Origin of the sequence: Pseudonocardia benzenivorans CB1190 (genome assembly GCF_000196675.2) — a bacterium.
Taxonomy (GTDB): domain Bacteria; phylum Actinomycetota; class Actinomycetes; order Mycobacteriales; family Pseudonocardiaceae; genus Pseudonocardia; species Pseudonocardia benzenivorans.
This window is the reverse complement of sequence record NC_015312.1, coordinates 7,083,961-7,096,571: the sequence shown is the minus strand read 5'-3', so window position 1 is coordinate 7,096,571 and position 12,611 is coordinate 7,083,961. Positions and strand designations below refer to the sequence as shown.

Sequence of the window (12,611 nt, the reverse complement as noted above, 5' to 3'; positions counted from 1 at the left end):
TCCACACATGTGCGTAAGACGGTACGCAGGGGCCATCGGTGGGCGCCTGGCGGGCCCACGTCGGTGTGTCGGAGCGGGTGTTCCCGATCCCCCCGGATCGAACTGTGAAGGGGGAAAGTAACAATCTCCGGGCCGCCGCCACAAGGTGGCCGCGGGACCTACCCGGTCGGCCCGGCGTGTCGGCTTGCGCGCGTCCTCGCGACGGGCCGTCGGGGGCGGTTTGACCCCCTCTTCGGCCGCTGCGTACGCTTGACGGAACCGCGTCCGAGGATCGGCACGTTCTGCGTGCCGTCGCACGGTCGCGAGGCTGCGGGGCGGATCAGTCCGCTCGGCGGCCCACCAGCGAACCAGCACGACCGCACCACCCGATCAGACGTCCATAGCGACACGACGGCCCGGGACTCCGGCGACGTCGAGCAGGAGAGCCGACAAGTGAGCAAGGGCAAGCGCACCTTCCAGCCGAACAACCGCCGTCGGGCGCGCAAGCACGGTTTCCGGCTGCGTATGCGCACTCGCGCCGGTCGCGCCATCCTCGCTGCGCGCCGCAGCAAGGGGCGCGACAAGCTCTCGGCCTGATCAGGCTGCGGAGTGTTGCCGGCCGGGGCCCGGCTCACCCGTCGGGACGAGTTCACGACGACGATGCGGCACGGCCGTCGTAGCGGTCGCTCGCGGCTGGTCGTCCACCTCGACGTGTCGGGTTCCGACGCGCCCCGCGCCGGTTTCGTCGTCAGCAAGGCCGTCGGCAACGCGGTGGTCCGCCACCGGGTGAGCCGGCGGCTTCGCCATGTCGTGGCCCCGCGGCTCGGCGCGCTGCCCGCCGGCGCACGGCTCGTTGTCCGGGCCCTGCCCGCATCGGCGACCGCGTCGTCGGCGGAGCTGGCGGCCGATCTCGACGGCGCCCTGCGCACCGCGGTCCGTCGGCTGGCCGAACCGGCGGCCCGCCGGTGAGCGAGCACAGCCACTCTCCGGACGAGACGCCGGACGACGCGACGGTTCCCGACGCGCGGCCGTCGCCGATCGCTCGCGCACTGATCGCAGTCCTGCGCTTCTACCAGAAGTGGATCTCGCCGGCCTTCCCCCCGGTGTGCCGCTTCCATCCCACGTGCAGTGCCTACGCGGTGGAGGCGTTGCAGGTCCACGGTGTGATGCGTGGGAGTTTTCTGACGGTTCGTCGGCTTCTCCGCTGCGGACCGTGGCACCCTGGCGGACTGGACCCGGTGCCACCGCGCCGGCCCCCACGCCACGACGACGACCGACGCCCGGCCGAGGACGCGGACGCCCGTCACGGCGCCGACGACGGTGAGAACCACGAGGAGCAAGTCCGGTGCTGAACTTCATCTACTACCCGGTCTCGGCCATCCTGTGGTTCTGGCACAAGGCTTTCGGCTTCGTGTTCTCGCCGACGAGCGGGGTGGCGTGGGCGCTGGCGGTCGTCTTCCTGGTCTTCACGCTGCGCGCGATCCTGTACAAGCCGTTCGTCGGCCAGGTGCGGTCGATGCGCAAGATGCAGGAGTTCCAGCCGGAGATCCAGAAGCTCCGGAAGAAGTACGCGAACGACAAGCAGAAGATGACGCAGGAGATGCAGCGCCTGCAGAGCGAGCAGGGTGTCAACCCTGTCGGCGGCTGCCTCCCCGTCCTGATCCAGGTCCCGGTCTTCATCGGCCTGTTCCACGTCCTGCGTGAGTTCAAGCCGGGCAAGACCGAGAACTACATCTTCAACGCCGAGGACGTCCGGTCCTTCGTCGACGCGGACCTGTTCGGTGCCAAGCTCGGCGCCTCGATCGTCCCGCTGCAGGGCGCACCCAGCCTGGAGAGCCTCGGCACGACGGTCGGGCAGATGCTCGTCGTCATGATCCCGCTGATGATCATGGCGGGTGTGTTCACGCACATCACCGCCCGGCACTCGGTGGCCCGCCAGACCGAGGTGCAGGCGGCGAACCCGCAGTCGGCGATCATGAACAAGCTGATGCTGTACGTCTTTCCCATCGGCGTCGTCGTCGGTGCGCCGTTCCTGCCGTTGGCCATTCTCTTCTACTGGGTGTCGAACAACCTCTGGACGCTCGCCCAGCAGCGCATCGTCTACAAGAAGATCGACGCCGAGGAAGCCGCGAAGAAGGACAAGGCCACGGCCACGCGGCAGGCCCTGGCGCCCAAGCCGGGCCAGAAGCCGGTCCGCAACGGGTCGAAGGCCGCCGACGAGGACGAGGCCGGCTCGGACGAGGTGAACCTCACCAAGGACTCCGCCGATGCGGCGCCCGCCGATGCTCCCCCGGCCAAGAAGCCGGGCGCGAAGCCGGTGAAGCCGTCGGCGTCGGGCCAGCAGCGCGGGGCCAACAACGGCTCGCCCAACGCGCGCAACGGCCGCACCACAGGCGGAGGCTCACGGCCCTCCGCGGCCCGCAAGGGCCGAAAGCGCCGCTGACCGAAGCCACGGCCGGGCCCGTCGGGGTCCGGCGCCGGAGGTCCGGCCGCAGCTCCCCCGCTGCGGTCCCGGGCCGCCCGGACGTCAGGAAGGGAGACCCACCGTGCCGAAGACCGCCGAGGACGGTTCTGCCGACACCGCCCCGAAGCCCGCGTCGGCCGAGGAACAGCTGATCCGCGAGGGCGACATCGCGGGCGACTATCTCGAGCGCCTGCTCGACCTGCTCGACTACGACGGCGACATCGACCTCGACGTCGAGGCCGGCCGCGCCATCGTCAGCATCGACGGCGGCGAGGACCTGGACAAGCTCGTCGGCGACCGGGGCGCGGTCCTCGAGTCGTTGCAGGAGCTCACCCGGCTCGCTGTGCAGCAGGCCTCCGGCAACCGCAGCCGGCTCATGCTCGACATCGCGCAATGGCGCCAAGGGCGTCGCGACGAGTTGACGGAGCTGGGCACCCGGACCGCCAAGGAGGTCCTCGACTCCGGGCAGCCCGCCAAGCTGCGGCCCATGACCCCGTTCGAGCGCAAGGTCGTCCACGACGCCGTCTCCCGGATCAAGGGCGTCAACAGCGAGAGCGAGGGCGAGGAGCCCCGCCGTCAGGTCGTCATCTTCCGCAGTGGAGGCTGAGTCCGCTTCCCCCGTCGCGTCCCCGCCGTCGGTGGCCGCCGAGATCTTCGGCGAACGGCTGCCGGCGGCGGTTCGCTATGCGGAGCACCTGGCGACGTCGGGCGTCGATCGCGGCCTCATCGGTCCGCGTGAGACGGGTCGGCTGTGGGACCGGCACATCCTCAACTGTGCGGTCGTGAACGAAACCATCCCGGAAGGGTCCCGACTGGTCGACCTGGGTTCGGGAGCGGGCCTGCCCGGGATACCGTTGGCACTGGCGCGGCCCGACCTGCGGATCGTCCTGGTCGAGCCGCTCGCGAGGCGGGTCGACTGGCTCAACGAGGTCCTCGACGACCTGGGCCTGCCGATCGAGGTGGAACGTGGACGGGCCGAGGAGACGGACGTCCGCCGGCGATGGGGAGGTGCTGACGTGGTGACCGCCCGCGCCGTGGCCCCGCTCGCCCGACTCGCCGGATGGGCGTTACCGCTGCTGCGCACAGGTGGCAGGCTGGTGGCCGTCAAGGGCGCCTCGGCCGAACGCGAGGTCGCTCGCGACGTGGTCGCCGTCCGCAAGGCCGGTGGTGGTGAGCCGCGCGTCGTGACCTGCGGCGCAGGGCTCGTCGAGGTGCCGAGCACGGTCGTGCTCGTCGAACGGGTCGACCGGCAGCGGGCGGCTCGTTCGAGCCGGAGGAGGGAGCAGCGATCGTGACCGAGGCCGACGTTTCACGTGGAACATCGGGCGGTCCGGCGCCGAGTCCGAACTGGACCCCGATCGCCGAGGAGGCCGAGCGCGCGGCACGCATGCGTCACCCGGACCGGTATTCGATGCCCCGACCCGCACACCGCCGAGTGCTGACCGTCGCGAACCAGAAGGGCGGCGTCGGCAAGACGACGAGCACGGTGAACCTCGCCGCAGCCCTTGCGCTGCACGGCGTCCGCGTGCTCGTCGTCGATCTCGACCCGCAGGGCAACGCGAGCACGGCACTCGGGGTCGAGCACCGTGCGGGGACGCCCTCGGTCTACGAGGCGCTGCTCGGGGAGATCTCCCTCCTGGAAGCGGCGGCCCCGAGCACCGCGTCGCCGGATCTGCTGTGCGTACCGGCGACGATCGACCTGGCCGGCGCGGAGATCGAACTCGTCAGCATGGTGGCGCGGGAGCAGCGGCTCAAGCAGGCGCTGAGCCCGGAGGTGCTCGACGAGCTGCGCGTCGACTACGTGTTCATCGACTGCCCGCCGTCCCTGGGGTTGCTGACCGTCAACGCGCTGGTGGCCGCGGAGGAGGTGCTCATCCCGATCCAGTGTGAGTACTACGCGCTGGAGGGCCTCGGGCAGCTGCTCAGCAACATCGACCTCGTCCGGTCGCACCTCAACCCGCGACTGCACGTCTCGACGATCCTGCTGACGATGTACGACGGGCGCACGAAGCTCGCCGACCAGGTCACGTCGGAGGTCCGCCAGCACTTCGGCAACGTCGCGCTGCGGACCGTCATCCCCCGCAGCGTGAAGGTCTCCGAGGCGCCGGGCTACAGCCAGACCGTCCTCGCCTACGACCCCGGCTCGCGCGGCTCGATGTCCTACGTCGACGCGGCACGCGAGATCGCGTTGCGGGGTGCGCAGATGGGTCCGGGCGGCACGGCAGGCGCAGAGACGAACGGGCGGTAGACGATGGCCGAGCGCAAGGGTGGACTGGGGCGTGGGCTCGCCGCGCTGATCCCGACCGGCCCCCCGGCCCCGGCCGAGCCTGGGACGCCGACCGCGGCGAACGTGCCGACCTCGTGGAGCTCCCGTCCCCCGGCGCCCCCCGTCGACGAGCCGATGCCCGTCGCCGGCGCGACGTACCGCGAGGTCGACGTCGATGCCATCGAGCCCAACCCCAAGCAGCCACGGACCGCGTTCGACGACGAGGCCCTCGCCGAGCTCGAGCACTCGATCCGCGAGTTCGGGCTGCTGCAGCCGGTCGTCGTGCGGGAGACCGGGCCCGGCCGGTTCCAGCTCATCATGGGCGAGCGGCGCTGGCGCGCCTCCCAGCGGGCCGGACTCGACCGCATCCCTGCGATCGTGCGTTCCACGGCCGACGATGCGCTTCTGCGCGACGCGCTGCTGGAGAACATCCACCGCGTGCAGCTCAACCCACTCGAGGAGGCCGCCGCCTACGAGCAGCTGCTCGCCGAGTTCGGCGTGACGCACAGCGAGCTGGCCGACCGGATCGGCCGTAGCCGGCCCGTCGTCACCAACATGATCCGGCTGTTGCGGCTGCCCGTCGCCGTCCAGCGTCGCGTCGCTGCCGGTGTCCTGACCGCCGGGCACGCCCGCGCGCTCCTCGGGCTCGACGACCCCGATCGTCAGGAAGAGCTCGCCGCACGGATCGTCGCCGAGGGCATGTCGGTGCGCGCGACCGAGGAGGCGGTCGTCCTCGCTCGCAACGAGACGCCCGCGCCCGTGCGGAAGAAGCGAAAGACGATCCACGCGCCCGGCGCCGAGCGTCTCGCCGAGCGTCTGGCCGATCGCTTCGACACCCGGGTCCGTGTCGAGCTGGGACAGCGGAAGGGCCGCATCGTCGTCGAGTTCGGCTCGGTCGAGGATCTCGAGCGCATCGCCGATCTCATGAACCCCGGCGACGCGCGCTGACGTGACCGGCTCCGGGTCGGCGAAGGGCCATCCCAGGACTCCGGAAGATCGCCGTCGTACTGTCGGATTATCACGGGGATCGAGATGGTCTGTTCGGTACCGAGCAGATAGGCGCCTCGGCGCCGGAGCCTGAGGCGAGCAACGGCCACGTTCCACCCGTGTGTGGGCTCCTCGGCGAATCGGTATGCCGCGGGGCAGGTCGATCAAACGTCCGTCTATCTGATCGACCTCGGCCGGGACTACGGCTCCTGTCCTCGCCCCGGTCGAGGAGCGGGAGTGAAGACGCCCTCCAGTGAGATGCCGCCCGGCCGGTCCGCGCGGGCGGCCCACCGGACGGACCGTGGGGCCGTTGGCAAACGTGGCCTCGCCGCGCCGCAGCCGAGAGGAGGTCCGATGCTCGGTGGAGTTGGCGGCGATCTCGTCCATCGTCGGGTCCGGCCGGCTCAAGAGCTTCCGGTCCACATGACCGGTGCAGTCGAGGTACGGCGCGCCACCGAGGCGGACCAGCCCACCGGAGACTTCGCCTGTGATCGCCGCCTGTGCCCGCCGAAGGGCGGCTCTCTCGACCGTGCGGCCACACGACCGGGTTGTTCGGCAGCTGATGCGGGATCGACGCCTGTGCCTGCCCAGCAGTCGACCGGGTCGCCGGACGGGCCTCAGCGTCCGGGGTGGAGACCGGAGTGGTGACAGCGCGACGCGCTGCTCCCGTCCGCCGTTCCTGGGGGTGTGACCCGGGGCAGCGCATGGGTCGGGTGCCCCCTGCCGGCTCCACCACGGGGCCGATGCTGACCTGGACAGCGGGCGGCGACGGCCGCTGCCGACGACGTCGCCGCGCTCTCCTCGAGGTGCATTTCCGGCGGCGGGTCGGGGCGGGGAGCGTGGAGCGGTTCCTCTCGACGCGCTCGCTCCAGGCGCTGCCTCGTCCCCGACGGCGCTCCGCCGGGATTCGCCACGCTGACACCCTTTTGCAGGAACGGCACCTTCCCGCAACTGGGCTGCGGGAAAGTGCCGTTCCTGCACTCGCGAAGCCTGGCGCAGCGCGTTTCGTGGAGTACGGCTACAGCAGATCGAAGGCCGAGGTTGTCGTTGTTGGCTGCGGACGGGTCTGGCGTGTTGAGACCGGCCAGCCCATCGCCGATTCGGTAGTGCCCCCGAACCGCGTGTGGGGCGGCCTCGGTTTCACGTGAAACACGGGGTGCGCCGAAGGAACGTCGCGACGCGGGTCCTCGTGCTGGTGGCGGACGGCCATAAGGAGCGCTTGCTCCGAACTCCCCGTCGTCCGCTTTGTTGGATGTCGCGGCCGTCCGCTCGTCGGGACGCACCTGTGCGGACAGACAGCCGCTCCGCCCCGGTGTGCGGGGCCCGGCCGCCGCGGCGGGCGACGACCGCGGCGCGGGTAGGGGGGCGATGTCGCGCATGCCGTTGACGGTGAATGGCAGGTCGTCGACCCACGCCCGGTGCGCAGCACGCGCCGGGCAGGGCGATGAGGCTGTCGGGCCACCTGGTTCGGCGTGGACGATGCTGGGCCTGCTCCTCGATGAGCGCCGCAGGCTGCGACCTCGGCGCCCCCTCCGCCCTCGTGTATCGAGGACCATAGGAGACGAGCTGGCGGACGGCGATCGGCCGATCAGGACCGGCCCAGTATCTGGGGAGGCGCCTCGATCGTGCCGGTACGTGCGCGACAGGTTGCGGAGCCGGATTGTCAGGTAGACGGTGCGGAAGGCCGCCCCGCGCCGTAGGGGACCGCGCCCGCCCGTCTCGCCGCTGTCCGAGCGCCCCCTGAGCCGCGTTCGAGCCGTCGGCGATGCCTGCCGGTGTACGCCGAGGGCCATCTCTCGGGGCCATGTCTCTCTCGCGTGGCTGCACGGTCGAGAGGGCCGCGCTCCGGCGGCGGTGCTGCCGCCGCGTCCACCGCGCCGTGGCTCCTCCCACTGCGGCGCGGCGACGCCACGGTTCGCCGACGACCTCGTGGCTCCTCCGTCAGGAGCGCCCCCGTGGTCCGGCCCGGTGGCACCTCGGAGAGGGTGCGTCGCTCTGTTCGTCGAGCCGCTCTTGTTCGCTCGCCGGCGAGTCGCTCCGGCGACGGCCCGGGAGCGGGGACGCCTGCGACCGCCGACAGGTGCGCGGAGGGCGGACGGCGGGTGTCGCGTCTCGCTCCTGAAGCGTCGTTCTCGGACGGGAGTCGGTGGGTGGCTTCTCGAGGTGATGTCCGGTCGGCCGTGAAGCGCGCGCAGGAGACGAGGACGGCGGGACTCACCGGCGCGGCCAACCGGCGCGAGATACTCGACTGCAGGAGCAGACACTTGTGTTCTCGCGGGGTGAGGTAGCCGACGAGGACGAGTTTCGGAGTTCGACCTCTCGACGTCCTGCCCTCTCGACGCGCTCGCTGCAGGCGCGGCTTGTCGTCGCGGTGCCGTGGAGATGGGCGTCGTGCAGCCGGCCCGCGAAGCGGTCTCGTGGTGTCAGTGCGACATCGGCACCCGCTGTTCGACGCTGCGCCGTTTCACGTGAAACACCGCAGCCGGTCGCCTCCGTGAGAAGGCGCTCGCCGCACTTCCAGACCGCGTCGCCTGGTTCGGGTGGACGAGCATCGGCGCGTCACTGTGGTGGGTCTCGGCACTCGACGGCTGGGGGCGAACGCCGTGGCCGTTGTCGACGGCGTCGTCCGGCAGACGGTCGAGCGACGGTGGGAGACACCGAGCCGCGCTTCCCGGTCGCGGAGCCCGGTGCGGATAGGCGGTCCTGCCGCCGCGCGCCGTGCCGGCAGCCGGCGCAGAGCGCACCGCACCGTGAGGCGGGGCATTTTGGGGCCAGCAACGTCGATGTCGGTCCGCCGCGTTTCACGTGAAACACAGGCGTGGCCCTCCTGGCCTCGGACGCAGCTCAGTCGCTCGTTTCGTCTCGGGCCCCCCGGCGCGCAAGGGCCGCATCGCCGCGGGCCCCGTCGTGAGGAGGGGCATTCTGGGGCCAGGAACGTTGACGTCGGTCTGCGTTTTACGTGAAACACAAACGTGGCGTTCCTGGCCTCGGAGGCGGCTCAGTCGCTCTTTCGCCTCGGGTCCCCCAGCGCGCTAGGTCCGCACGTCGTCATCGCCTCCTCGGACCTGCATGCGCCAGCCGCAGCGCCGCGTTCGTCGACGGTTCGCTGCGACCGACCTCGTCGTCAAGCCGATCGTCGGGGGCACTCGTCGAACACGTCCCCCGAGCCGCTGCGGATGACGGTCGTGCCCCGGGTGCCTCAAGCGAACCGGAGCGGAGCAGGTGCCTCGGCCACGCGGGACCAGGAGCGAGCGACGGCGACCTCGACCACGGCGCCGAACGCCGCCGCGATCGGCCGGCTCCGGTCCGCGACGGCCTCGGCGCGTCCGTACCCGCCGGCGGCGGCCAAGAGCGGACTGGCACGGGACGGGCGCGGGGGCGGCCCTGTCGTCCTCGTGGTCCGCCCGCGACCGCGGAAATCTCCCCACGCGCAGCGGACCCGTCGACGACCCGGTCGTCGGCGAGGGGGAAGCACGACGTCCGGACGGACGTCGTGCAGGTCGGCGTCGGCCGAGTGGCGCAGCGCCCCGACTCGGCACGGGATCTGCACTCGCCGCCAGGCACAGATCGCCCCGACGGTCTCGTTCGCCACGGTCGTCCCGCGGGCCGCGCGGTCGTAGCCTCGACAGTTCGTGCGACCCCTTCTCCCCCACAGCCGGCTTTGCCCGGACGCAGGCCCGCCGGGTTTGCCGAGTACGCGGGATCAGGCGCGGGCGACGGCGACGTCGACCAGGGCGGCGAAGAGGTCGCCGAGATCGAGGTCGGCCGCGGCGGCTGCGATCGGGAGGAGCGAGGTGTCGGTCAGGCCGGGCGACACGTTCAGCTCGAGGATCTGGACGTTCCCGTCGGCGTCGACGACGGCATCCATGCGGGACAGGTCGCGGAGCCCGAGGAGGCGGTGCGCGGACAGGGCTGCGTCCTGAACCCGGGCGAGGACGTCGGGAGCCAGCCGCGCAGGGCAGTGGAAGTCGGTGCTGCCCGGCGTGTAGCGAGCGGTGTAGTCGTAGACACCGCCCAGCGGCTCGACTTCGACCAGCGGGAGCACCTGAGGCTCCCCGTCGGTCTCGACGACCGCGACGGCGACCTCGGTGCCGTCGATGAATCGCTCGGCGAGGACGGTGTCGCTGTAGGCCAGGCAGCTGACCATCACCGAGGGCAGGTCTTCCACCGTCGTGACGACCTGTGCCCCGAGTGCGGAGCCGCCCTGGTCGGGCTTGAGCATGAGCGGCAGCCCGAGCTTGTCGACCATCGCGTCGAGCACGCTGCGTGCTCCGAGCTCGCGGAAGGTGGCGTGTGGCAGCGCGACCCAGTCGGGAGTGTCGAGGCCGGCGCGGCGGAGCTCCGACTTGGCAGTCGGCTTGTCCCAGACGCGTCGGCACGCGGGGGCGCGAGAACCGACGAACGGGACGCCGAGCAGTTCGAGGACCGCCTGGATCGCGCCGTTCTCCCCTTCCCCGCCGTGCAGTGCGATGACGACCGCGTCGGGCCGCTCGACGCGCAGACGCTCGACGAGGGAGGAGTCGACGTCCCATTCGAAGACCGTCGCCCCCGCGGCACGCAGTGAGCCCGCGACGCGACGGCCGGACCGCAGCGAGACTTCTCGTTCGTGCGAGAGCCCGCCGGCCAGTACGGCAACGATCCGGTCCGTCACGACAGCTCCTCGATCGTCGGGCGCGAGCGCCGACGTTTCACGTGAAACAACCTCAGGCGGTGTCGGGCGACGGTGCACCCGGTCCCGGCTTCAGGCTCGCGGCCCGGGTCGGTACGCCGAAGGTTCTCATGACGTCGAGCTCGGCGGTCAGCACGCCCGCCAGCCGCCGGACACCCTCGGTGATGCGCTCGGGCGTCGGGTAGCAGAACGAGAGCCGGAGCTGGCGGCTGCCGTAGCCGTCGGCGTAGAAGCCGGTCCCGGACGCGTACGCAACCCGGGCGGTGACGGCGCGCGGGAGCATCGCCTTCGTGTCCACCCCCTCGGGCACGGTGAGCCAGACGTAGAACCCGCCGTCGGGCACGTTCCAACTGCAGCCCGGGGGCAGGTACGTCTCGAGGGCGGAGAGCATGGCGTCGCGCCGCTCCCGGTAGGCCTCGGTGAACGTCTTGATCTGGCTCTGCCAGTCCTGCGTCTGCAGGTAGCGGCTGACGATCATCTGGTTGAACGTCGGGGGGCACAGGGTGGCGGACTCCGCGGCGAGGACCAGCCGGTCCCGCACCGCCGGCGGCACGAGCGCCCAGCCGACCCGCAGACCCGAGGCGAAGGTCTTCGAGAACGACCCGAGGTACACCACGTCGCGGTCCAGCGACCGCAGCGCCGGGTAGATCGTCCCGGAGAAACCGAGCAGCCCGTAGGGGTTGTCCTCGACGACGGCGACCCCGTACGAGGCGCAGATCTCCAGGATCTCCGGGCGCCGCTCCACGGCGAGCGTGACGCCCGCAGGGTTGTGGAAGTTCGGGATCGTGTACAGGAACTTGGGTGTGATCCCTTGCCGCGCAAGGGATTCGAGCGCACTCCGCAGGAGCGAGGGCACGAGTCCGTGCGCGTCCATCTCGATGTGGACGACGCGCGCCTGGTAGGCCGCGAACGAGCCGAGCGCACCCACGTACGACGGGCCCTCGGCCAGCACCACGTCGCCCGGGTCGCAGTAGATCCGGGTGATCAGGTCGAGCGCCATCTGGGAACCGACGGTGACGACGACGTCGGACGGGTCGGCGTTGATGCCCTCGAGGCGCATGACCTCGCAGATCTGCTCGCGCAGCGCGGGAGTGCCCTGCGCCGAGCCGTACTGCAGCGCGGTCTGTCCCTCGGCCGCGACGAGCTCGCCGACCTCGGAGGCCAAGGCGTCCAACGGGAGCGCGGCGAGGTTGGGCATCCCGCCGGCGAGCGAGACGACCTCCGGCCGGCTCGCGACCGCGAACAGGGCCCGGATCTCCGATGCCGTCATGCCCGCGGTCCGTGCCGCGAAACGACCGGTCGGTGCTGCCGCTGCTGCGGCGGTCCCGAGGTCGCGCGGATCAGGAACGGCGGACGGGACGAGCACCTGGGTCCTCCCGGAGGCGGGTCGGAACACGATCGGACCGGCCGAGTGTAACCAGGACGGGGGAACGCCCTGCCCTTCGGCGAGGCTGGGGGTCCGGTCGCAGCACATTCCCTGTCGATACCGACTGGATCGATCTAAGCTCGGGAGCGCCCGGCCTGTCCGGACGCACACCATGCGCTCGTCTCCTGCTGCCGGAGGTTGACTTGTCCTGGCACGTCGCCAGCATCACTCTGGACAATCTGCACGAGCTTCCCAAGCGCTGCCGTACGTGCGTCTTCTGGGAGCTCTCGGATCACCTGGGCAAGCAGGCCCGTGACTTCGGCTCGACGGAGTTCGAGAAGGAGGCCTGGGTGTCCGGCGTCCTGCTCGAGTGGGGCAGCTGCGGCAAGATCGTCCACGTCAAGGGCGCGCCCGCGGGCTACGTGATGTACGCGCCGCCGTCGGCGGTCCCCCGCGCGGCCGAGATGCCCACGGGCCCGGTCAGCGCCGACGCCGTCCTGCTCACGACCATGCAGGTGCTACCCGAGTTCGCGGGCGAGGGTCTCGGCCGGATGTTGGCGCAGGCCGTCGTCAAGGACCTGACGCGGCGCGGGGTCAAGGCCGTCGAGGTGTTCGGCGACGCCCGGCCCGGCACTGAGCCGAGCTGCGTCATCCCTGCGGAGTTCCTGCGGGGCGTCGGCTTCAAGACGATCCGTCCCCACCCGCGGTGGCCGCGGCTGCGTATGGAGCTGCGCGCGGCGATGGAGTGGAAGGAGGACGTCGAGGCCGCCCTCGAGCAGATCCTCGGCAGCGTCACGATCCCGCTGCAGTCCGCGCCGCCGGTCGAGCAGATCGTCCCGGCGCGCTAGACACCGGGCACCGCCGACGGGCCCGCTGCCGG

General features: G+C 71.4%; 11 protein-coding genes. 9 read left to right on the top strand and 2 right to left on the bottom strand.

Annotated features, from left to right (window positions below; translation table 11 throughout):
* The first annotated feature begins 432 nt into the window (after nt 1-432).
* The 8 genes from rpmH to PSED_RS33530 all read left to right on the top strand — a co-directional run bounded on the left by rpmH (nt 433) and on the right by PSED_RS33530 (nt 5,657).
* Nucleotides 433-576: a 50S ribosomal protein L34 gene (gene rpmH, locus PSED_RS33565; protein ID WP_013678662.1), complete on the top strand. Its 144-nt coding sequence runs from the start codon at nt 433-435 to the stop codon at nt 574-576.
* 12 nt (nt 577-588) lie between these two features.
* The gene (gene rnpA, locus PSED_RS33560) at nt 589-948 is read left to right on the top strand and encodes a ribonuclease P protein component (protein WP_013678661.1); all 360 of its coding nucleotides are present in this window, start codon (nt 589-591) and stop codon (nt 946-948) included.
* On the top strand, nt 945-1,331 hold the full coding sequence (yidD, locus tag PSED_RS33555) for a membrane protein insertion efficiency factor YidD (RefSeq protein WP_013678660.1): 387 nt from the start codon (nt 945-947) through the stop codon (nt 1,329-1,331). Before rnpA ends, yidD begins: the two co-directional genes overlap by 4 nt.
* Nucleotides 1,325-2,422: a membrane protein insertase YidC gene (yidC, locus tag PSED_RS33550; RefSeq protein ID WP_013678659.1), complete on the top strand. Its 1,098-nt coding sequence runs from the start codon at nt 1,325-1,327 to the stop codon at nt 2,420-2,422. Before yidD ends, yidC begins: the two co-directional genes overlap by 7 nt.
* A 103-nt stretch (nt 2,423-2,525) precedes the next feature.
* Entirely contained in the window at nt 2,526-3,050 is a 525-nt protein-coding gene (locus tag PSED_RS33545) for a Jag family protein (protein ID WP_013678658.1), read from the top strand.
* Between the two features lie 31 nt (nt 3,051-3,081).
* Nucleotides 3,082-3,738 carry a 16S rRNA (guanine(527)-N(7))-methyltransferase RsmG gene (gene rsmG, locus PSED_RS33540; RefSeq protein ID WP_013678657.1) on the top strand — a complete coding sequence of 219 codons (657 nt, stop codon included), beginning with the start codon at nt 3,082-3,084 and terminating at the stop codon, nt 3,736-3,738.
* A 92-nt stretch (nt 3,739-3,830) separates the two neighbouring features.
* Nucleotides 3,831-4,691 (top strand): ParA family protein, encoded by an 861-nt coding sequence (locus PSED_RS33535; protein WP_013678656.1) that lies wholly within the window; start codon nt 3,831-3,833, stop codon nt 4,689-4,691.
* 3 nt (nt 4,692-4,694) lie between these two features.
* Entirely contained in the window at nt 4,695-5,657 is a 963-nt protein-coding gene (locus PSED_RS33530; protein ID WP_013678655.1) for a ParB/RepB/Spo0J family partition protein, read from the top strand.
* A gap of 3,742 nt (nt 5,658-9,399) precedes the next feature.
* Here PSED_RS33530 and PSED_RS33525 read toward each other — a convergent pair.
* On the bottom strand, nt 9,400-10,347 hold the full coding sequence (locus tag PSED_RS33525; protein ID WP_013678653.1) for a D-alanine--D-alanine ligase family protein: 948 nt from the start codon (nt 10,345-10,347) through the stop codon (nt 9,400-9,402).
* Nucleotides 10,348-10,399: 52 nt separating this feature from the next.
* Nucleotides 10,400-11,905 (bottom strand): aminotransferase-like domain-containing protein, encoded by a 1,506-nt coding sequence (locus tag PSED_RS33520; protein WP_013678652.1) that lies wholly within the window; start codon nt 11,903-11,905, stop codon nt 10,400-10,402.
* A 29-nt stretch (nt 11,906-11,934) separates the two neighbouring features.
* On the opposite strand from PSED_RS33520, the gene PSED_RS33515 reads away from it, so the two are divergent.
* The gene (locus tag PSED_RS33515; RefSeq protein WP_013678651.1) at nt 11,935-12,579 is read left to right on the top strand and encodes a GNAT family N-acetyltransferase; all 645 of its coding nucleotides are present in this window, start codon (nt 11,935-11,937) and stop codon (nt 12,577-12,579) included.
* The last annotated feature ends 32 nt before the right edge of the window (nt 12,580-12,611 follow it).

Bases quoted from the DNA above. Each gene is read 5' to 3' on its own strand.
- PSED_RS33530 (WP_013678655.1), top strand. From the start codon at position 4,695: ATGGCCGAGCGCAAGGGTGGACTGGGGCGTGGGCTCGCCGCGCTGATC.
- PSED_RS33520 (WP_013678652.1), bottom strand. From the start codon at position 11,905: ATGGTGTGCGTCCGGACAGGCCGGGCGCTCCCGAGCTTAGATCGATCC.
- PSED_RS33535 (WP_013678656.1), top strand. From the start codon at position 3,831: ATGCGTCACCCGGACCGGTATTCGATGCCCCGACCCGCACACCGCCGA.